The following is an 18,542-nucleotide window of genomic DNA, read 5'->3' on the forward strand; positions in this document are numbered from 1 at the left end:
TGGCCCCTGACTCAAGGGGCCATTTTCATTGGAGGGCGGCAGTTATGCCGCTGTCCCGTGAACGAGGCAGGAAACAAGCGATGCACTACCACCAATACTACCCGGTCGATGTGATTAACGGCCCCGGCACCCGTGCCACCCTGTTTGTCTCCGGTTGTGAGCATCAGTGCCCGGGTTGCTACAACCAGAGCACCTGGCGGCTCGATGGCGGCAAGCCGTTCGATGAGACGATGAGCCATCGCATCATTGCGGATCTCAACGACAGCCGCATCAAACGGCGAGGTCTGTCGCTCTCCGGCGGCGATCCGCTCCACCCGGCCAACGTGCCCCACGTGCTGGCGCTGGTGAAACGGGTGCGCGCCGAGTGTCCGGGCAAGGATATCTGGTGCTGGACCGGTTATCTGCTCGGCGAACTGTCAGAGGCCCAGCGCGAGCTGGTCGCCCTGCTGGATGTGCTGGTGGATGGCAAGTATGAAAAGGCGTTGGCAGATCCGGGCCTGCTCTGGCGTGGCAGCAGCAATCAGCAGATCCACGACCTCAACGCCTGGCGTGATGCGGGTGAGCGAATTCCCTGTCTGGTTTGCAGTTGAAGTCCGGGATGTTTATGGTTAGCCCATTCCAATCCTGACGACATTCTTGAAGAGGAGAGCCGAGATGAACAATCTGCTCAAGATCCTGCTGGCCATTTTCCTGCCCCCTGTGTGCGCGTTTATCCAGGTGGGCTTTAGCCTGCACTTTTTAATCAACATAGTGCTGACCCTGATGGGCGGTCTGCCGGGCATGGTCCATGCGCTCTGGTTGGTGGTGAGCGACAAGCGCGGCTGATGCCAGCGTATGGTTAGTGAGCTTATTGACGATAAAAGGGCCAACCTCTCGGGGTTGGCCCTTTTGTTCATGTTCATACGAATACTTTTTCGTTAGGATGGGTGACTGACCAAGCGGGCCGCGTTGAGCGCCCTGCAGTCCGGCAACAAGCACCGGCAGAGAACAAGGAGCGTTACATGAAGTGGAAAGTCGCAGTATGGTCAGGTCTGGCAGTGACACTGTTGCTGGGGTGCTCATCCCGTCAGGAGGTAGCGCACGAGCGCGCTCCGATCGCTATCCCTCTCGAGCAGTTGTCCAGCTACTGGGTTCAGGAGAAGCAGTGGTCATGGCTTGGCAATGACGAGCCCGCCCTGCCGGCCAAACCGGTCAAGGGGTATGTGGAAGTTCGCTATCAAATCGACGCCAGCGGCACGCCGGTCAAGCCGGAAGTGGTGGCGGCCGAGCCCCCCGGCGAACTGGAACAGAGCGCGCTGGCGACCCTCTCGCGGATCCGCTACAGCCCGGCAGAGGGCAACCCGGATGCCATTCCGGTCGAGGTGACCAACCGCTTCGAGATCGAGATCAACTGATCCCCCATCACTCTGATGCCAGAGAAAGAGAGACCCCGGCCAGGCCGGGGTCACGTTTATTGTTGTTTGCAGTCGTTGTAGGCGGTCTGCCACTCGCCATCCTGATCCCGAAGCTCGACAAAGCCCTCATCCCCCTTGTTCCACCAGACGGCCTCGTGTTCGTCCGTATAGCGGGCGCCGGAGGCCGAGACGGCTTGGGGCAGGGTGTAATCCTTGCCATCCGGCAGTGACAGCTTGATAAAGTTGAGGCTCTCGTCGGAGAGGGAGAAGTAGCGCACCTGCACCTTCTTGCCCTGCTCGCACTGGTAACTGACCGGTTCGCCACCGGTGACTGAGAGGGTATTGCCCTGATTGCAGCCAGCGAGCAGGCCGAGGGCCAGCGCACCAGCGGCCATCATATGTACCTTATTCATGATTACAGCTCCATTGGTGTCATACGGGCGTGAGCCTAACAGGTTGCCGTTATTGTGCAATCAGCGGGGCCATTCGGTGCGTCGCTGGCTGTCCGGCCTACCGCGCGAGTATGAGGGGCGCTATCAGGAAGGCATCGCCATCAGTAGAGGCCAAGTCTGGTTTCAAACTGGCGGATCAGCGTCTCATAGATGCCGTTGTTTTTGATCTTCTGCAGCCCCTGCTCGAACTGTTTGGCCAGCGCTTCCCCTTGCGGGTGGTGGCGGGAGAAGGCGAGCCAGAAGCCATCGGTGGAGAGCTTGCCAACCTTGACCACCTTGCCGGTCAGATGCTTCTGCTGGATCTTGAGGTAGCCCGGCATGCCGTTCATCAGGATGTAGTCGACCCGGCCACGTACCAGCATCTCGAGGATCTGGGCATCGGATTTGGCCTGAAAGCGGGTGATCCTGGGGTTCTCCATAAAATCGGTAGGGTAGGTGTAGCCGAGGGTGATGCCCACCCGCTTGCCTTCCAGCGAGGTGAGCTTGAGATCCCGTTGCGGGTCGCTGGCAAGGGCGAAGATGGCAAGATCCTCCTCGAACATCGGGGTATCGTGCCAGTGGTATTGGTAGCGGTTCTCTTCGGTGATGGTGGCGTTGAAGCACCCCGCGAGTTTGCCGCTTTTCGCATCGTGCATGCAGCGGGCGAAGGGGAGGGTGCGAAAGACAATCTCGATCCCTTCGGCGGCGAACACCGCCTTTACCAGCTCAGGCGCCAGTCCGTGGGGCTGGTCATCCTCATTGTCCTTGTCGCGCTCGCAGTAGGGGGCCCAGTCATCTTCGGCACCAATGACAAGCGGGGTGGCCCCGAGCGGGCTGGTAGCCAACAGCATCAGACAAACCAGCCATTTTTTTAACAACGCGACCATAGGTACACCTCATCGACAGCAGCCTTACAAGCATAGCCGTACTTCTGCGCTGAGCTGTGGTGGTGGGGGGATGACAAGGGAGGCACACGAGGGAGAGAAAAAACGCCCCGGCAGGCGACGGGGCGAAAGAGAGCTCATCCATGGGCTGACAACAGTGCTTACAACAGGAAATCAATAACCGAAGCGGGTCGCCTCGAAGCGGTTGAGCAACCGGTGGACGAGGTAGCAGGCCAGCAGGGTGACCACGATGGCAAACAGGATGCTGCTCACCCGGTAGAGGGCGCTGAACACCAGATCGTTGCCCGGGGTGAGGTACTGGCCAAACAGGATGCCGAGGGTAGTGAGGGCGCCAAAGCCGACCCCGGAGCCGCCTGCCTCCTTGACGTGGGCATGGCTGAACAGCATGGCGCCGAGCCACAGCAGTGGAGCGACCAGCAGCAGTTGCCCTGACCAGTCATAGAGCAGCAGTTGGCCGAGCAAGCCGAAGGTGACCCCCAGCAAGGTGCCCATCGCCCGTTTGCGGGCATAACTGAGGGCGCCGTTCCAGTGCATGGGGAACAGCACCAGCAGGGTTGTGGCCTGGGCAGACATGGAGTCGCGCAGGTCAAACACCTGAAATACCAGAAACGACAGGGTGGCCACCGTGGCCCCCAGCAGAGCTTCATGGCGCATCCGGTGCGGCGCCTTGGGGGCCGAGGCGGGCTTGGGTCTGGCCTCCACATCCGGGATCAGCATGGTCATCAGGTAGGCGATCAGCACCGACAGCACGCTCGCCCAGATATTGTTGAGGATCAGGTCGTTGAGGTCGGTCTGCGGATAGCTGGCAAAGTGCAGCATGATGCTGAGGCTCAGCACCCCGTTGGCCCCGAACAGAAACAGGCTGCCCCGCGACATGGCGGCGAAGCGGTAGAGAAACAGCATGAAGGCGATAGGGGTCATCAGCGCCGGGTGGCTGCCAAACAGTCCCCCCAGCAGCCCGACCTCCACCCCACAGACCGCCGCTGCCGCGATCAGCTGGCGCGCGGCATGGCCATTCATCACCGGCACCATCCCCAGCAGCAGCACTGGCGTGACCGTATAGAAGACCCCGTAACCCCAGCCAAACAGCTTGCAGAGCAGAAAGCCCGTGGTGCAGCCAAAGGCGATGCGCAGGCACTGGCGCAGCTCGTTGCCGGTGAGGGGCCGATACCAGAGGTGGGTGGCAGCACCACCGGCGGGGTGTGCTGGGGCGGTATTGGCCGACGGATGAGTGGCGTGGTTAGTAGACATAATGGAGCAGGCTGAGCAGGTGGATCTGGCCCCGTGCCAGCATGGCGGTCAGGGCATTGTCCGGCAGCAGTTGCACCGTGGCCCGCGCCCCGGCTGGCAGATGATCGGGGAGCTGGTCCAGCTCGAGGTGCAGCCGCATCCGCTGGGCATCCCGTACCCAGCGATCCGACTCCACCGGTGCGGCCAGTCGACCGTTGGCATCAAACTGACCGGCACTCACCCCGGCATCCAGACTGCTCACCCGAGCAGGATAGAGCTGACCCGGCTCGCCATCGAAGGCGACCAGTGCGCGGGTTGTCTCGCCGACATGGCGCAGGCTCTTCTCCCGAAAATCGGCAATGACGTCCACCTGTTCCGACACCAGCGCCAGCAGCGGGCTGCCCGCGCTGGCGATGCTGCCCGGCTTGAGCTGCAGGTTGGTGATGGTGCCATCCTGATCCGCGTGAACCTGGCTGTAAGAGAGGGCCAGCTGCGCTTGCGCCAGCTTGTTGCGGGCCTGGCGCAGCAACAGATTATCCTCACCGGTTACGCCACGACTGGCCTTGATCTGGGCCAGTTTGGCCTGACTGGCGCGCAGGTTGGCCTGGGCGCTACGCAGGGCGCTGTCAGCTTCATCTTTTTGTTGCAGCGAAACCATGTGACGTTGGTAGAGCGCATCGATGCGCTCAGCCTCGCGCCACTTCTGGCTGGCCAGGGTCTCTTTGGCGTTGATCTCGGCAACGGCGGCAGTCAGGGCGGCATCCAGTTCACTGTTCTGCTGCTCTGCCTGCGCCAGCGCAAGGCGGGCCTGCTCCACCGCCAGTTCAAAAGGGGCCGGATCCAGCCTGAACAGCAGATCCCCCTTCTTGACCTGCTGGTTGTTGTGAACGGCGACCTCGATCACCTTGCCGCTCACCTGGGGGGCCAGCTTGGTGACCACCCGGGTCGCCATCGCCTGAGGGGTGAGGGGCATCAGCAGGTCGGCTATCAGAAAATAGGCAAACAATGTGGCAAAGCCAGCCATGGACCATTTGATCCAGCGGGTAAATTGTTGATCCGGGGTCATCTTATTCTCTCTCTGTGTCGGTCTCGGGAGGACTTGTATCGCCTCCGGCTTGTCGGTCGTGGTGTTGTTCAATTTTGCTGAGGGCGTTGGCCGAGATCCGTTGCACCGTGGTTTCAAACAGTTGCAGGGTCTGCTCGTCAATGCCCCCCAGCAGCTCGCGGCGGATATTCATGATGCGGTCGGCGATCTGATCGAGCAGGGTCTGGCCAGCCGGGGTCACGCAGACGATGCGGGCCCGCTTGTCCTGACTGCAGCAGTGGCGCTCAATCAGACCCTGCTCTTCCAGCTGGCCCAGGGTGCGCATCAGGGATGGCAGTTCTATTTCGAGGGCTTCGGCCAGGGTCTTCTGGCTGACATGGTTTCCCATGCGGGAGAGCTTCCACAGCGCGGTCCAGCGGGGATGGGTGAGGCCAAGGGGAGCCAGCTCCAGGTCGGCGGCAGTACGCCATAGCCGGTGCATCCGCGCTATCTGCTCGGCGAGCGACAGCTCGCGCAACCTTTCCAGATCCGTCATCTTCTCATCCTCAATATACTTAGCCTGCTAAGTATCATACTTGTTTAGCAGGCTAAGTAAATAGTGTGATGCGGATCATGTTTCTGGTCGGATCTTTCGCTGGTGCGAGTTGGCAGCATTCGAGACCCTGATATTATTCTCGGGGCTGATCCACTCGAGGCTCTCTTGCCGCTTCGGATATTTCGCCGTGAATGGAGGATATCCGGTGGTTATTTTCATGAAATTTTCAGCTTCAGCGAGCAGCTCTTTTTTTATCCGCTAATATTGATGGGGTTATAAAAAAAGGGGGAAACGGGTTGTGGATGGATATGACAGTGGATGTGTGTATCTGGCAATTGAAGTGCTGTTGAGTGATGGGGAATATGGTGCAGAGTCACACCATGGCGTGAATCGGGAAGGCGCTATCAGAAGTACCGATATCAGTCATGATTTTGACCCCGCCAATATTCCATTGCTGTTGGCAGAATAGACCTGACCGTGTGTGATCCTTGTGAGTTCAAGCCAGTGCTCTGGTATTCGCTGGCTTGACTCATCACTATTTCAATCTCCCCTTTTTGCATCTTTCTTCTCACCATTTTTCATCGTGAGAGCTTCCTGTACGCTGACACAAACCCTGATGTGGCATGCCGTGGCACTCGCGTCGTGGCGATGATATTGCCCGCTGATTATCACTCACAGGATCTGTGGCGATAAATGGTCGCAGAGCTTGTCATCTGGCTCTGTTATTTCCCCGAAGGGGGGAGATCATCGCATCGTTATTACTGCTGATCACCAAAATATCCGCCATTATGGTCGCTCGTTTTATCACCCTATTTCCTGACTTGGTCGGGTATCGGATGTCTGGTGTTCTATTGTGCTGCGCACGTTGGCGGCACCATGATGTTTAAGTTTTTAATGTTTTTATATGGCTTTGCAATCTGGCTAACCGACAGGGGAGAGGGGGATCAATAAAGTAGCGGCCACAATCACACGCAGAGTACATAACAATGAAAAACCTCTCACCCCTACAAACCACACAAGAAAAGGCCGCCTTTATGGGCGGCCAACAAATTGCCGGTATGCCGCTCTTTATATTTCTGGGGCTGGCGACCTGCGTTCTCTTTTCCGGCTGGAATGGCTCGTTGCCGCTGGGCATGGTCGGTGCACTGGCACTGATGTTTGTGCTGGGCACCCTGCTGACCGAGCTGGGTGAGCGGATCATGCCGATCCGTGAATACCTGGGGGGCGGCACCATCCTCGCCATCTTCGGCGGCGCCGCCCTGTTCGAATATCAGCTGCTGCCGGTGCAGGCGGGGCAGGTCATCACCAACTTCATGAAGGAGGGGGGCTTTCTCAACTTCTTTATCGCCAGTCTGGTGACCGGTTCGGTGTTCGGTATGAGCGGCGCTTTGCTGAAAAATGCCGCCATGCGCTACCTGCCGGTCATTCTTGGCGGCGTCGCACTAGCACTGCTGAGCGTGGGGCTGGTCGGCTCCCTGATGGGGTATGGCTTCAAGAATGCGGTGCTGCTGATCGGCCTGCCCATCATGGGCGGCGGCATGGGGGCTGGCGCGGTGCCGTTGGTAGAGATCCTCTCCGGCCCGATGCAGATGTCCAGTGCCGATCTGTTGTCACGGATGGTGCCAGCGGTGGTGATCGCCAATACCCTGGCCATTCTGGTGGGCTCCCTGCTGGCGCGGCTCGGTCGCCGTTACCCCTCCCTGACTGGCAACGGCAAGCTGATGGTTAAAGAGAGTAGCCAGAGCATTGCCGATGAGCAGGCCGAAGCGCCGACCTTGCAGAGTCTGGGTATGGGGCTCTTTATCAGCTCCAGCATGTTTGTGCTGGGTTCCCTGCTTGGCAACTTTATCCCCATGCACCCCTTCGCCCTGATGATTTTGGCGGTAGCCTTTATCAAGGTGAGCGGCCTGCTGCCGCGCCGTTATGAACAGGCGGCGGCCGACTGGTATCAGTTTGTGGTGAGCAACCTCACCCCCTCCCTGCTGGTGGGGATCGGTGTCGCCTACACCAGTATTCCTGAACTGATCAGCGCCTTCTCCATCAGCTACTTCGTGCTGGTCATGGTCACCGTAATCGGTGGCGCCCTCGGCGCGGCGCTGGTGGGCCGGATGATCGGTTTCTATCCCATCGAGGCGGCCATCACCGGCGGGCTTTGCATGGCCAACATGGGCGGCACCGGCGACGTAGCCGTGCTCTCGGCGGCCCAGCGGATGAAGCTGATGCCCTTTGCCCAGATCTCCTCTCGCCTTGGTGGCGCCGTGATGCTGATTTTGGCCACCGCGCTTATCTCCCTGCTCGCCTGATACCGGATTGAGGAACACACAAAATGAACGACATCATGATGGGCACCAGCCTGCCCTATGCCGAGCGCAAGCGTCAGGGCGTGCGGGGGCGAATGCCCCACAAGGAGGAGTCCCTCTCCCAGCAGCGGCGGCGGATCTACCGATTGGTCAGCGCCATGCAGAGTCCGTTTGACCAGCATCTGCTGCTGCGCCAGTTGCAGGAGGACAACCCGGTGCTCTTCTACGATCTGGTACGCCACCACCTGCCGGAGCTGCTGCCGATCATCTACACCCCGGTGGTGGGAGAGGCGTGCCAGCGCCACAGCGATCTCTATCTGCGCAGCCACGGTCTCTATCTCTCCTGGCACGACCGGGATGATCTTGACGACATCCTCGAGTCGGTAGAGCAGGAGGTGGACGTGATCGTCATCTCCGACGGTGAGCGGGTGCTGGGGCTTGGCGATCTCGGTATCGGCGGCATGGGGATCTGTATCGGCAAGCTGGCGCTCTACTCCGCTGCTGGCGGCATCAATCCGGCGCGCACCCTGCCGCTCTGTGTCGATGTGGGCACCAACAACCCCGAGCTGCTGGAGGATGACTCCTACCTCGGCTGGCAATCCCCGCGTATCGACGGCGAGAGCTACTACCACTTCATGGACAAGGTGGTGGCCGCCATTCGCAAGCGCTGGCCGCAGGTGGTGCTGCAGTTTGAAGACTTTGCCGGCAAGCACGCCGCCAATCTGCTGGCCCGTTATCGGGACGAGCTCTGCATGTTCAACGACGATATTCAGGGCACGGCGGCAGTGGCTTCTGCCTGCGTGCTGGCCGGGTTGCAACAGGCGGGGACCGCCCTCAGTGATGCCCCGGTGCTGATCGTCGGGGCGGGCTCTGCCGGTTGTGGTATCGCCGCCATGCTGGCCCAGCTGGCGGGGAGTCACGACGGCGTCTGGCTGTTTGATCAGGATGGGGTGGTCTGCGCCGATCGTCCCAATTTGACCCGCGCCCAACAGCCGTTTGCCCGCGCCGTGGAGGAGGGGAACAGTTCGCTGTTGGAGACCATCCGTCAGGTGCGCCCGGCTGTGCTGATCGGGGTGAGCGGTCAGGGTGGCCTCTTTACTAGCGAGGTGTTGCAGGCGATGGGGGAGGTGTGCGATCAGCCGGTGATCCTGCCACTCTCCAACCCGACCCGCAGCGCCGAGGCCACCCCCGAGCAGGTATGGGCTGCCACAGATGGCCGCGCCCTGCTGGCCACCGGCAGCCCCTTTGCGCCGGTGACGGTGGCGGGGGAGCGGCGGGTAGTCTCCCAGTGCAACAACGTCTATGTCTTCCCGGGGATTGGTCTCGGGGCCTGCGCCGTCAAGGCGCGCCGCATCAGCGATGGCATGTTGCTGGCCGCGGTGCGGGCTGTCGGCGCCTATCCGCTGGTAGCGGGCCGCCTGTTGCCCCCCATCGAGCAGGTGGGAGAGGTGGCCCGCGCCGTCGCCAGAGCGGTGGCACTCTGTGCCCGCGAGGAAGGATTGGCCGATTTTGTCGGCGATCCGGCACCTTTGATTGACCAGACCTGGTGGCATCCGCACTATTGGGCTGCGTCCTGACGTTTTAAGGTATGTGCATGAAACTTCGCCACCAGTTGGTCACCCTCTCTCTTGGGCTCTCCTTGCTGCTGATCCTCATTCTGGGCAGCCTGCTGGCCCTCTTTATCCGCCATCTGCTGGAGAGCAACCTGCAGGATAAGGGGAGCGATCTGGCACGGGTGATGGCGGCGGACACCCGGGTAGTCGAGGCTCTGCGTCAGGGCAGTGATCCTACCCTGCGCGACTATGTGGAGGCGGTCTGCAACCGCACCGATGCCACCTATATGGTGGTGACCGACGAGCATGGTCGCCGCCTCAGCCACCCCAACCCCGAGCTGGTGGGGCAGAAGTTCCGCGGCGAGGATATCTGGCCCGCGCTGCAGGAGCGGCGCAGCTACTGCTCCAAGGATCGGGGCACCATGGGGCCGGCGATCCGCTGCTTCTCCCCGGTGGTGGGCGGGGATGGGCGCGTCATGGGGGCCGTGGTGGTGGGCTACCTGATGCAGCAGGTGGAGGGCATCTATATGGAGCGGGTGGCCCTGCTCATCTGCGCCATCGTTGCTGTGCTGGGGTGCGGCCTGCTGCTGGCGCTCTGGGTGCAGTATCTGCTGCGCAAGACCCTGCTCGATCTCGAGCCGGAGGCGATCGTGCGCCGCTTCACCCTGCAGGATCTGGTGCTGGAGCACATCACCGAAGGGGTGATTGCCCTCGATGGCCGCGGCAACATCAACATGATCAACAGCACCGCCAGCTATCAGCTGCGGCTGCCGGTTACCGGGCGCCATGCCCTGCAGGGGCAGTCGCTGGCGGAGCTGGTGCCGCCCCTTGCCCCCTGTCTGGAGCAGGAGGGTGGGGAAGTGAGCTTCACCATTCAGGGGGAGTCCTTTGTCGGTCGCTGGCAGGCGGTGCAGGGCAAGGCGCCGGGGCGGTTGTTGATCTTCAGCCGTCCGGAGGTGGCCGCCAGTCTGGGGGTGCAGGTGACCCACCTGCGCCAGTACGCCGAGATGCTGCGGATGCAGAGCCACGAGTTCGCCAACAAGCTGAGCAGCCTCTCCGGTCTGTTGCAGCTGGGCCATGTGGATCAGGCGGTGGAGCTTATCCAGCAGGAGAATGAGGCGTGCCAGACCATGCTGCAGGAGCTGCTGCGGCTGATCGACAACAAGCCGGTGGCGGGGCTTATTCTCGGCAAGTTCAGCCGGGCTCGCGAGCTGGGGGTGACCTTGGAGCTCGATCCCGATTCGGCGCTGGCGGAGTATCCGGCCTCGGTTTCGGCCGATCTCATCACCCTCATTGGCAACCTGCTGGACAACGGCCTGCAGGCGGCCTGGCGCAACCGCCAGCAGCGACCGCCGCGGGTGCTGCTGTCCCTGTGCGATGTGGGGCGGCGACTGGTGATCGAGGTGGAGGATAGCGGCGAGGGGGTCGACGAGGAGCTGGCCGATCATCTGTTCGATTACGGAGTGAGTCGCCAGAGCGGCGATCACGGGGTGGGACTGTTCCTGGTCAAGGAGACCGTGGGTCGGCACGAGGGTGTGATAGAATGGCGGCGAACCGCCGAGCAGACCACCCTGTTTGGTATCTACTTGAATAAAAACCAATTAATGTGAGCCATGGACCCAATAATCACGCTTGTTATTGAAGATGACGATCGGATCGGTGCCATCTTGTCAGAACTGGTAGCGGCGACACCCGGTTTCTCCCTGCTGGGGCGGGCCGGCACCCTGGCCCAGGCCGATGCCATGATGGCCGGTGTGGTGCCCCAACTGCTGCTGGTGGATGTCTCCCTGCCCGATGGCTCCGGCCTTGAGTGGGTGAGCCGCCTGCGCAGCCACAACCGCGAAGCCTACGTCATCATGGTGACTGCCTCGCGGGATGTGGAGACCATCCAGCAGGCCCTCAACCTGGGGGTTCATGACTACGTCATCAAACCATTGCGGCTGTTTCGCATCCAGCAGAGTCTGGACGAGATCCTGCAACTGCACAGCCGTCTGTGCGAGCGGGGTCGGCTGGAGCAGGAAGATCTCGACAAGCTGCTGGGCAAGGGAGGGCGCTCCCAGATCAAGGAGATGCGCGTCACCCCCAAGGGGATCGACAGCATCACCCTGCGTCAGGTACTGGATCTGCTGGCGGGTGAGCCGGAGAACGTCTTCTCCACCGACACGGTGGCGCTGCGACTCTCCCTCAGCCGCACCACGGCGCGCCGCTATCTGGAGTATCTGGAGTCGGAAGATCGGGTCGATGTGGATCTCAACTATGGTCAGCGCGGGCGGCCGGAGCGGCGCTACCGCTGGCGCCGGGCTGGTTGAGATGCTCACTGGCGTGTATTGCAGAAACAACAAGGGAGCCATGGGCTCCCTTGTTGTTTCCGGACGATGGTGGTTCTCAGGCGGCTTCCCGTTCGGCTACCGGCGCACGCCCCTTCAGCTGGGAGGCCATCACCCCGCCCAGGATCAGCCCGCCACCCAGCAGGTGATAGCCGTGGATTGGCTCGCCCAGGCCGACGACGGCGATCAGCGCCGTACAGAGCGGCATCAGGTTCATAAAGACCGAGGTGCGCTCGGCGCCCATGCAGGCGAGGCCGCGCATCCAGCAGTAAGCCGCCAGCAGGGAGGAGGCAAGCCCGGCGAAGAGCACCAGTCCCCATCCTTCGGCTGGCACCGCCATCGAGTCTGCGCTGAGAGCGAGCGGCACCAGCAGCAGTACCGCCAGCAGGATCTGCATGTAGAGGTTGAGCCAGGGGCCAAACGGCAGGTGCCAGCGGCGGATCAATAGGCCGTAAAGGGCGTAGCTGGCGGAACCCAGCAGCATCATGCCATCCCCCGGGTTGATGCCGTTATGGAGCAGGGCAAGCGGTTCGCCCTTGCCAAGCAGCCAGAGCACTCCGAGCAGGGAGATACTCATGCCGAGCAGTGCCTGTTTGCCGGGACGCTGGCCGAAGAAGAGCGCCCCTTGCAGCAGGGTGAGCAGTGGAATGAGGGAGCCGATCACCCCCATATTGGTAGCCGAGGTGCTGTGGGCGGCGTAATAGGCCAGACACTGGTAGAGCACCATACCGAGGGCCGCCAGCACCAGCAGCTTGCCGAGCCAAGGGCGAACCTCACTGCGTCGCCGCCAGAGGGTGGGCAGACAGAAGGGGGTCAGCGCCAGGGCGGCGATCACCCAGCGATAGAAGGAGATAGCCGCGGGGTCGAGCACACTGGCGGCTGCCTTGGACACCACGGTATTGGTAGCCCAGATCAGCACCGCCATCAGCGGAAAGAGAAGAGGGGAAAAGATTCGCATCAGAGGCTCCTTATTAACAGGGGGCCAAGTCTACCCTTGTCTTTATATTATCAAGTAGCGTAAAACAGACAGATGACCCAGCGGAAAAGACAACTCTTTCGGATGCACCTTATTCCGGCCCATACGGGCTGCGTCTGCCCGCAACTGATGGCTGCTTTTGGCCTGTGCCGGAGACCGAGCCAACAGGGCGTTGCATCACGCCAGCTCCTCTCTCTCGCTGACAAGGGGCGCTGATGGCCACTCACCACTTTCAGCCGGTAGATGTCGTTCTGCCCGCTCCCAATCCGCTCTATTTCAGTTACCAGCAGATGCAGGCCGACAGCGCGACCGTGCTGCACTCCCACCCCTGGGGCCAGCTCAACATGATCAGTCTGGGGATCATGGAGATAGAGCTGGGGGATCAGCGACTGGTGGCCCCTGCCGACTATCTTATCTGGGTGCCGGCGGATCTCGAGCACACCTCCTACAACGAGCAGACCCTCGACTACACCTCCATCTACGTCAGCCACGAGCTGGCGGCCAAGCTGCCGCCAGAGCCCAGATTGCTGCTGCTCACCCCGCTGATCCGCGCCCTGCTGAGCGATTTTTGCGAACGGCGGGTGAGCCATATGGCGGATGAGTGGGATCAGCGTCAGGCCGAGTTGCTGGTGGAGCGACTGGCGCGCACCCGCTGTCAGGAGAGCTACCTGCCGATGAGTCAGGACAAGCTGCTGGCTCCCATGCTGGCGGCGTTGCACAGCGATCCTGCCGATCCCCGTACTCTGGCCCAGTGGGCAGGACAACTGCACACCACAGAGCGCACCCTGGCGCGGCGCTGCCTGCGGGAGTTGGGGATGAGTTTCGGTCAGTGGCGGGCGCGGCTGCGGCTGCTCAAGGCGCTGGCCTGGCTCAAGGGGGACATGCCCATTCAGGAGATCAGCTGGCGGCTCGGTTACGGCTCCACCTCGGCCTTTATCGCCATGTTCAACCGGGAGCTGGGCTGCTCCCCTCAGCGTTATCGCCAGCAGTCAGGCCGATAACAAATCGCCGGACATGTCATCTGGTGAAGCAAAACAAGAAGGGCGCCCGCAGGCGCCCTTTCTGATGACGTCTGCTTGCGCTAGAAGAAGCCGAGCGGGTTGATGTCGTGACTCACCAGCAGGTTCTTGGTGTTCTGGTAGTGGTCCAGCATCATCTTGTGGGTCTCGCGGCCGATCCCCGACTTTTTGTAACCGCCAAAGGCGGCGTGTGCCGGGTAGGCGTGGTAGCAGTTGACCCAGACCCGGCCAGCCTGAATGCCACGCCCCATGCGCCAGGCTAGATTGCTGTCGCGGGTCCACAGGCCCGCACCCAACCCGTACTGGGTGTCGTTGGCAATGGCCAAAGCATCCGCCTCGTCCTTGAAGGTAGTGACCCCGAGTGCCGGCCCGAAGATCTCCTCCTGGAACACCCGCATCTTGTTCTGACCGGAGAAGATGGTGGGCTGGATGTAGAACCCCCCCTCCAGTCCGCTCACCTGGGCTGGGCCGCCGCCGATCAGCATCTTGGCCCCTTCGCCGCGGCCGATCTCCATGTAGCCCAGGATCTTGTCGAACTGCTCGCGAGACGCCTGCGCTCCCACCTGAGTGGCGGTATCGAGGGGGTTGCCCTGCACTATGGTGCGGGCACGGGCCAGCACTCGGTCCATGAAGTCGTCATAGATGCTGGCCTGCACTAGCGCGCGGGAGGGGCAGGTACACACTTCCCCCTGGTTGAAGAAGGTCATCAGCATCCCTTCTACCGCCTTATCGATGTAGCTGCTCTCGTGCTGCATCACGTCGGCGAAGTAGATATTGGGGGACTTGCCGCCCAGCTCCACGGTGGAGGGGATCAGCTTGTCGGCGGCGCAGCGCAGGATATGGGCGCCCACTTCGGTCGAACCGGTGAAGGCGAGTTTCTGGATCCGGTTGCTGGTGGCCAGAGCCTGACCTGCCTCTGCGCCGAAGCCGTTGACCACGTTGACTACGCCGGGGGGCAGGATGTCCTTGATGAGATCCATCATCAGCATGATGGTGACCGGGGTCTGCTCGGCGGGCTTGAGCACGCTGCAGCAACCCGCCGCCAGCACAGGGGCAAGCTTCCAGGCCGCCATCAGCAGCGGGAAGTTCCACGGGATGATCTGACCGACCACGCCGATGGGCTCCTTGAAGTGGTAGCTGACGGTGTTCTGATCCAGCTCGGCGGCCGAGCCCTCCTGAGCGCGAATGCAGCCAGCGAAGTAGCGGAAGTGATCCACCACCAGCGGCAGGTCTGCCGCCAGGGTTTCGCGCACCGCTTTGCCGTTCTCCCAGGTTTCGGCGATGGCGAGTCGCTCGATGTTCTGCTCGATGCGATCGGCGATGCGCAGCAGCAGGTTGCTGCGCTCGGTGACGCTGGTTTTGCTCCAGCTGGTGAATGCCTTGTGGGCGGCATCCAGCGCCAGCTCGATATCGGCGGCGTCGGAGCGGGCGACCTCGCAGAATACTTTGCCGTCCACTGGCGAGATGTTTTCAAAGTAGCGGCCGGCGCGAGGAGCCACCCACTCACCGCCAATGAAGTTGTCGTAACGGGACTTGAAGCTGACCAGGGCACCTGCCTGACCGGGAGCGGTATAAATCATCTCATCATCCTTTATGTGTGTGATCCTGACCGGACTGGCTGACAGACCGGTTGCCAGCTGATATCGCAAGGGGCGTGCCAAAGGGTCTGACCAGCAGACAAAAGGTTACAAAAACGTTATCAAATGGGGTGTGGCAGCGTATCTTGGTTAACCAATGACCACGGCTATTACGATAAAACTGTACCGTTTCTGGACAGTGGCCGAGACAGTCGTGCTGTTTGTGAACAGGAGGCGTGATGAGTGAGTCACTTCAACCCGGTCCCGGTCCGATCCAGCGTTCCTGGCAGCGTTGCCTGCATCAGGGGCTGAGCCGCCAGCAGAGTGCCGATCTGGACTTGCTGCCCCAAGGGGAGCTGTCGGCCCGTCAGGAGCAGCACAGGGCGCTGATCGCCTGCTTCCAGCGCTTTGTGCTGCCGCTGTTTGCCCAGTTGCTGGCGGGTCGCCCCTGTCGCCTGTTGTTGTGTGACGGTGAGGGGGCCATTCTGGCCGCCAGTGGTGATGAGGGGTTCGCCCGCCATGCCGAGCGTATCTTTTTGCGCAGTGGTGCCCGCTGGGGGGAGGCGAGCAAAGGTACCAACGCCATCGGTACCGCGCTGGCCGAGCAGAGCGAAGTGCAGGTGCTCGGCAATCAGCACTTCTTCGCCCAGCACAGCTTCCTCAGTTGCAGCGCTTGTCCGCTGCTCGGGCCGGATGGGCAATTGCTGGGGGTGCTCGATATCTCCACCGATGCGGCCCACCACGATGGTGACATGCTGGGCACGGTGCGGCTGCTGGCCATGACCCTCGAAAACGCGCTGTTGGCACGCCAGCCGGGCTGGCTGGTGGATCTCGATCCCCAGAGCCTCTGGTCCGCTCGCCTGTTGCTGGGAGAGGAGGGGGAACTGCTCGGCGCCAACCGGGCAGGCCGACTCTGGCTCGGCCAGCACCCTTTCGATGGCAGGCAACTGCTGCGCGAGGGGCGTGGCTTGCGGCTGGTGCCAGCAGCGGACGTGACCTCTTCCTGCACCGCGCTGCCGGGTCACTCAAGCCCGGTGCCACATCCGCAGCAGGTGCCGCTCAAGATGCTGGAGCGCGGCATTTCGCTGCTTATCGAGGGGGAGACCGGCAGCGGTAAAGAGCATCTGGTGCGGGCCCTGCACCGAGCGTCCAGTCGGCGGGAGCAGCCACTGGTGTGTGTCAACTGTGGCGCGTTACCAGCAGATCTGGTGGAAGCCGAGCTGTTTGGGTATGTGGGCGGGGCCTTCAGCGGTGCCCGCAGCCAGGGCAGTCAGGGTTATCTGCGTGCAGCCCATGGCGGCATGCTGATGCTCGATGAAATTGGCGAACTGCCGCTGCAGGCTCAAACCCGACTGCTGCGGGTATTGCAGGAGCGCAGCGTGACGCCGGTTGGCAGTCACAAGCCGGAGGCGGTGGATTTCTGGCTGGTCAGTGCCAGCCACCGGGATCTGGCGGCCATGGTGCAGAGTGGCGCATTTCGCGAAGACCTCTATTACCGGATCTGCGGCTGGCGTCAGCAGCTGATGCCGCTGCGCCGTTGGCCTGCCGCTGAGCGTCTGGAGCTGATCCAGCGACTGTTGGCGGAGATGGACCCGACCCTGCGTCTGACCCGCGATGCGGAGCAACAGCTGCTGGCCCATCCGCTGCCCGGCAACGTGCGCCAGCTCAAGCAGGCACTGGAAGTGGCCTGTGTGCTGGCAGAGGGGTTGGGCTGGATAGAACCCGCCCACCTGCATCTGCCCAGTGTGGCCACAGAGCCCGGCGCCTTGCCGATGGGGGAGGCGACCAGCTTGCGTGAACAAACCCGGCGGCAGGTGCAGCAAACGCTGGCGGCATGCGGCGGCAATGTGAGCGAGGCCGCGCGCCAGCTGGGGATCAGCCGCACCACCCTCTACCGGACGCTGCGCGAAGCCCCCTGAGTGCTCACTCCCCCTCACCGGTTGTTTTCAAGACGCACATGACGGCTGGAGCCCTGCCCATCCAGCCGCTATGATGCGCCCTGGCCGGGGCATTGCGCCCGTTGACTCATCCGTTGAGGATTTTCTGCCATGTCACAACACATAGGGGCGCTGACCCTGCTGGTGGCTGATTACGATCAGGCCATTCGCTTTTTTACCGAGGGACTTGGCTTTGTGCTCCTGGAGGACACTCCTCTCGATGAACCGGGCAAACCGGGCAAGCGCTGGGTGCGGGTTGCCCCCAAAGGCGCCTCCGGTTCTGCACTGCTGCTGGCACAAGCGGCCAATGCGCAGCAGCAGGCCGCCATCGGCGAGCAGGGCGGTGGCCGGGTATTTCTGTTCCTCGAGACCACTGATTTCTGGGGGGATTACCAGCGCATGCAGGCGTACGGTGTTCATTTTTGTGAACAGCCCCGTGACGAGCCTTATGGCACCGTGGTGGTGTTTGAGGATATCAGCGGCAACCGATGGGACTTGTTGCAACGTACTGCTGCCAACTGAATCTGAAAACGTTTATCATCCCGCCTGTCATAAAGTCATAAAAGTGTCACAGAAAATTCTAATAATTGGCGCACCCATCTTCACAGAGGAGAGAGAAGGGAATGGCTAAGCGAATTCTGGTGGTCGAGGACGAAGCACCGATCCGCGAAATGCTCTGCTTCGTGTTGGAGCAGAAGGGATATGAGACGATTGAAGCGGAAGATTACGCCGATGGACTGGCGAAGGTGCGCGAACCCTACCCCGAACTCATCGTGCTCGACTGGATGATGCCGGGCGGCAGTGGCATCCAGTTTATCAAGCAGCTCAAGCAGGATGAGGTGACGCGCCAGATCCCGGTGGTGATGCTCACCGCTCGCGGTGAAGAGGAGGACAAGGTGCGTGGTCTGGAGGCCGGTGCCGACGACTACATCACCAAGCCGTTCTCGCCCAAGGAGCTGACCGCTCGCCTCCATGCGGTGATGCGCCGCGTGTCGCCCACCTCGGTGGATGAGGTGATCGAGGTGCAGGGGCTGAAACTCGATCCTGTCTCCCACCGGGTCAGTGCCGAAGAGAAGGCGCTCGACATGGGGCCGACCGAATTCAAGCTGCTTCACTTCTTCATGACTCACCCCGAACGGGTCTACAGCCGTGAACAGCTGCTTAATAATGTCTGGGGTACCAATGTGTACGTCGAGGACAGAACCGTGGATGTGCATATTCGTCGCCTGCGCAAGGCGATTGAAGAGACAGGGCACGACAGATTGATCCAGACGGTGCGTGGAGCCGGATACCGCTTCTCAACCCGTCTCTAG

19 protein-coding genes are annotated in these 18,542 nt (G+C 61.6%); 12 read left to right on the forward strand and 7 right to left on the reverse strand.

Features of this window, described 5'->3' with window-relative positions:
* Positions 1–80: 80 nt before the first annotated feature.
* The 3 genes from nrdG to AB5Y67_RS14590 all read left to right on the forward strand — a co-directional run bounded on the left by nrdG (position 81) and on the right by AB5Y67_RS14590 (position 1,394).
* The gene (gene nrdG / locus AB5Y67_RS14580) at positions 81–590 is read left to right on the forward strand and encodes an anaerobic ribonucleoside-triphosphate reductase-activating protein (protein ID WP_199427503.1); all 510 of its coding nucleotides are present in this window, start codon (positions 81–83) and stop codon (positions 588–590) included.
* A gap of 64 nt (positions 591–654) precedes the next feature.
* Positions 655–825, forward strand: coding sequence for a YqaE/Pmp3 family membrane protein (locus AB5Y67_RS14585; RefSeq protein ID WP_005338440.1), 171 nt, complete (start codon positions 655–657; stop codon positions 823–825).
* Between the two features lie 176 nt (positions 826–1,001).
* Entirely contained in the window at positions 1,002–1,394 is a 393-nt protein-coding gene (locus AB5Y67_RS14590) for a TonB family protein (protein ID WP_005358848.1), read from the forward strand.
* A gap of 56 nt (positions 1,395–1,450) precedes the next feature.
* On the opposite strand, the gene AB5Y67_RS14595 is transcribed toward AB5Y67_RS14590, so the two are convergent.
* The 5 genes from AB5Y67_RS14595 to AB5Y67_RS14615 all read right to left on the reverse strand — a co-directional run bounded on the left by AB5Y67_RS14595 (position 1,451) and on the right by AB5Y67_RS14615 (position 5,540).
* Positions 1,451–1,807: an MliC family protein gene (locus AB5Y67_RS14595; protein WP_005349873.1), complete on the reverse strand. Its 357-nt coding sequence runs from the start codon at positions 1,805–1,807 to the stop codon at positions 1,451–1,453.
* 140 nt (positions 1,808–1,947) lie between these two features.
* Complete coding sequence (locus tag AB5Y67_RS14600) at positions 1,948–2,676, reverse strand: ABC transporter substrate-binding protein (RefSeq protein ID WP_234915145.1); 729 nt, start codon at positions 2,674–2,676, stop codon at positions 1,948–1,950.
* 207 nt (positions 2,677–2,883) lie between these two features.
* Positions 2,884–3,981: a DUF2955 domain-containing protein gene (locus AB5Y67_RS14605; protein ID WP_199427505.1), complete on the reverse strand. Its 1,098-nt coding sequence runs from the start codon at positions 3,979–3,981 to the stop codon at positions 2,884–2,886.
* A complete protein-coding gene (locus AB5Y67_RS14610) occupies positions 3,971–5,026 on the reverse strand; it encodes an HlyD family secretion protein (RefSeq protein ID WP_199427506.1) in 1,056 nt (351 codons plus the stop codon). The genes AB5Y67_RS14605 and AB5Y67_RS14610 overlap by 11 nt, the downstream gene beginning before the upstream one ends.
* Position 5,027: 1 nt before the next feature.
* Positions 5,028–5,540 (reverse strand): MarR family transcriptional regulator, encoded by a 513-nt coding sequence (locus AB5Y67_RS14615; protein ID WP_199427507.1) that lies wholly within the window; start codon positions 5,538–5,540, stop codon positions 5,028–5,030.
* Positions 5,541–5,838: 298 nt separating this feature from the next.
* Between AB5Y67_RS14615 and AB5Y67_RS14620 the strand changes: the two genes are divergently transcribed.
* The 5 genes from AB5Y67_RS14620 to AB5Y67_RS14640 all read left to right on the forward strand — a co-directional run bounded on the left by AB5Y67_RS14620 (position 5,839) and on the right by AB5Y67_RS14640 (position 11,702).
* Complete coding sequence (locus AB5Y67_RS14620) at positions 5,839–6,009, forward strand: hypothetical protein (RefSeq protein ID WP_085942059.1); 171 nt, start codon at positions 5,839–5,841, stop codon at positions 6,007–6,009.
* 517 nt (positions 6,010–6,526) lie between these two features.
* Complete coding sequence (locus AB5Y67_RS14625) at positions 6,527–7,843, forward strand: 2-hydroxycarboxylate transporter family protein (RefSeq protein WP_088869904.1); 1,317 nt, start codon at positions 6,527–6,529, stop codon at positions 7,841–7,843.
* A gap of 23 nt (positions 7,844–7,866) precedes the next feature.
* The gene (locus tag AB5Y67_RS14630; protein WP_199427508.1) at positions 7,867–9,417 is read left to right on the forward strand and encodes an NAD-dependent malic enzyme; all 1,551 of its coding nucleotides are present in this window, start codon (positions 7,867–7,869) and stop codon (positions 9,415–9,417) included.
* 17 nt (positions 9,418–9,434) lie between these two features.
* Complete coding sequence (locus tag AB5Y67_RS14635) at positions 9,435–11,003, forward strand: sensor histidine kinase (protein ID WP_069526286.1); 1,569 nt, start codon at positions 9,435–9,437, stop codon at positions 11,001–11,003.
* A gap of 3 nt (positions 11,004–11,006) precedes the next feature.
* Positions 11,007–11,702 carry a response regulator gene (locus AB5Y67_RS14640; RefSeq protein ID WP_005338420.1) on the forward strand — a complete coding sequence of 232 codons (696 nt, stop codon included), beginning with the start codon at positions 11,007–11,009 and terminating at the stop codon, positions 11,700–11,702.
* A 76-nt stretch (positions 11,703–11,778) separates the two neighbouring features.
* Here AB5Y67_RS14640 and AB5Y67_RS14645 read toward each other — a convergent pair whose 3' ends face one another.
* Entirely contained in the window at positions 11,779–12,678 is a 900-nt protein-coding gene (locus tag AB5Y67_RS14645) for a DMT family transporter (RefSeq protein ID WP_368207892.1), read from the reverse strand.
* A gap of 233 nt (positions 12,679–12,911) precedes the next feature.
* Here AB5Y67_RS14645 and AB5Y67_RS14650 point away from each other — a divergent pair, with 233 nt between their 5' ends.
* The gene (locus AB5Y67_RS14650; RefSeq protein ID WP_368207894.1) at positions 12,912–13,697 is read left to right on the forward strand and encodes a helix-turn-helix transcriptional regulator; all 786 of its coding nucleotides are present in this window, start codon (positions 12,912–12,914) and stop codon (positions 13,695–13,697) included.
* Between the two features lie 80 nt (positions 13,698–13,777).
* Here AB5Y67_RS14650 and AB5Y67_RS14655 read toward each other — a convergent pair whose 3' ends face one another.
* The gene (locus AB5Y67_RS14655) at positions 13,778–15,295 is read right to left on the reverse strand and encodes an aldehyde dehydrogenase family protein (protein WP_204385205.1); all 1,518 of its coding nucleotides are present in this window, start codon (positions 15,293–15,295) and stop codon (positions 13,778–13,780) included.
* A 236-nt stretch (positions 15,296–15,531) separates the two neighbouring features.
* Here AB5Y67_RS14655 and AB5Y67_RS14660 point away from each other — a divergent pair, with 236 nt between their 5' ends.
* The 3 genes from AB5Y67_RS14660 (at position 15,532) to phoB (ending at position 18,542) form a co-directional block, all read left to right on the forward strand.
* Positions 15,532–17,211, forward strand: a complete 1,680-nt coding sequence (locus AB5Y67_RS14660; RefSeq protein ID WP_368207895.1) for a sigma-54-dependent Fis family transcriptional regulator — start codon at positions 15,532–15,534, stop codon at positions 17,209–17,211.
* 129 nt (positions 17,212–17,340) lie between these two features.
* Positions 17,341–17,751 (forward strand): VOC family protein, encoded by a 411-nt coding sequence (locus AB5Y67_RS14665; protein WP_368207897.1) that lies wholly within the window; start codon positions 17,341–17,343, stop codon positions 17,749–17,751.
* Between the two features lie 101 nt (positions 17,752–17,852).
* Complete coding sequence (phoB, locus tag AB5Y67_RS14670) at positions 17,853–18,542, forward strand: phosphate regulon transcriptional regulator PhoB (RefSeq protein ID WP_005338414.1); 690 nt, start codon at positions 17,853–17,855, stop codon at positions 18,540–18,542.

The organism is Aeromonas sp. s12 (assembly GCF_040907925.1).
In the GTDB taxonomy this organism is placed as follows: domain Bacteria; phylum Pseudomonadota; class Gammaproteobacteria; order Enterobacterales; family Aeromonadaceae; genus Aeromonas; species Aeromonas veronii.

Coding starts and splice junctions, on each gene's coding strand:
- nrdG (WP_199427503.1), top strand. CDS start 81: ATGCACTACCACCAATACTACCCGGTCGATGTGATTAACGGCCCCGGC.
- AB5Y67_RS14585 (WP_005338440.1), top strand. CDS start 655: ATGAACAATCTGCTCAAGATCCTGCTGGCCATTTTCCTGCCCCCTGTG.
- AB5Y67_RS14590 (WP_005358848.1), top strand. CDS start 1,002: ATGAAGTGGAAAGTCGCAGTATGGTCAGGTCTGGCAGTGACACTGTTG.
- AB5Y67_RS14595 (WP_005349873.1), bottom strand. CDS start 1,807: ATGAATAAGGTACATATGATGGCCGCTGGTGCGCTGGCCCTCGGCCTG.
- AB5Y67_RS14600 (WP_234915145.1), bottom strand. CDS start 2,676: ATGCTGTTGGCTACCAGCCCGCTCGGGGCCACCCCGCTTGTCATTGGT.
- AB5Y67_RS14605 (WP_199427505.1), bottom strand. CDS start 3,981: ATGTCTACTAACCACGCCACTCATCCGTCGGCCAATACCGCCCCAGCA.
- AB5Y67_RS14610 (WP_199427506.1), bottom strand. CDS start 5,026: ATGACCCCGGATCAACAATTTACCCGCTGGATCAAATGGTCCATGGCT.
- AB5Y67_RS14615 (WP_199427507.1), bottom strand. CDS start 5,540: ATGACGGATCTGGAAAGGTTGCGCGAGCTGTCGCTCGCCGAGCAGATA.
- AB5Y67_RS14625 (WP_088869904.1), top strand. CDS start 6,527: ATGAAAAACCTCTCACCCCTACAAACCACACAAGAAAAGGCCGCCTTT.
- AB5Y67_RS14630 (WP_199427508.1), top strand. CDS start 7,867: ATGAACGACATCATGATGGGCACCAGCCTGCCCTATGCCGAGCGCAAG.
- AB5Y67_RS14635 (WP_069526286.1), top strand. CDS start 9,435: ATGAAACTTCGCCACCAGTTGGTCACCCTCTCTCTTGGGCTCTCCTTG.
- AB5Y67_RS14640 (WP_005338420.1), top strand. CDS start 11,007: ATGGACCCAATAATCACGCTTGTTATTGAAGATGACGATCGGATCGGT.
- AB5Y67_RS14645 (WP_368207892.1), bottom strand. CDS start 12,678: ATGCGAATCTTTTCCCCTCTTCTCTTTCCGCTGATGGCGGTGCTGATC.
- AB5Y67_RS14650 (WP_368207894.1), top strand. CDS start 12,912: ATGGCCACTCACCACTTTCAGCCGGTAGATGTCGTTCTGCCCGCTCCC.
- AB5Y67_RS14655 (WP_204385205.1), bottom strand. CDS start 15,295: ATGATTTATACCGCTCCCGGTCAGGCAGGTGCCCTGGTCAGCTTCAAG.
- AB5Y67_RS14660 (WP_368207895.1), top strand. CDS start 15,532: ATGAGTGAGTCACTTCAACCCGGTCCCGGTCCGATCCAGCGTTCCTGG.
- AB5Y67_RS14665 (WP_368207897.1), top strand. CDS start 17,341: ATGTCACAACACATAGGGGCGCTGACCCTGCTGGTGGCTGATTACGAT.
- phoB (WP_005338414.1), top strand. CDS start 17,853: ATGGCTAAGCGAATTCTGGTGGTCGAGGACGAAGCACCGATCCGCGAA.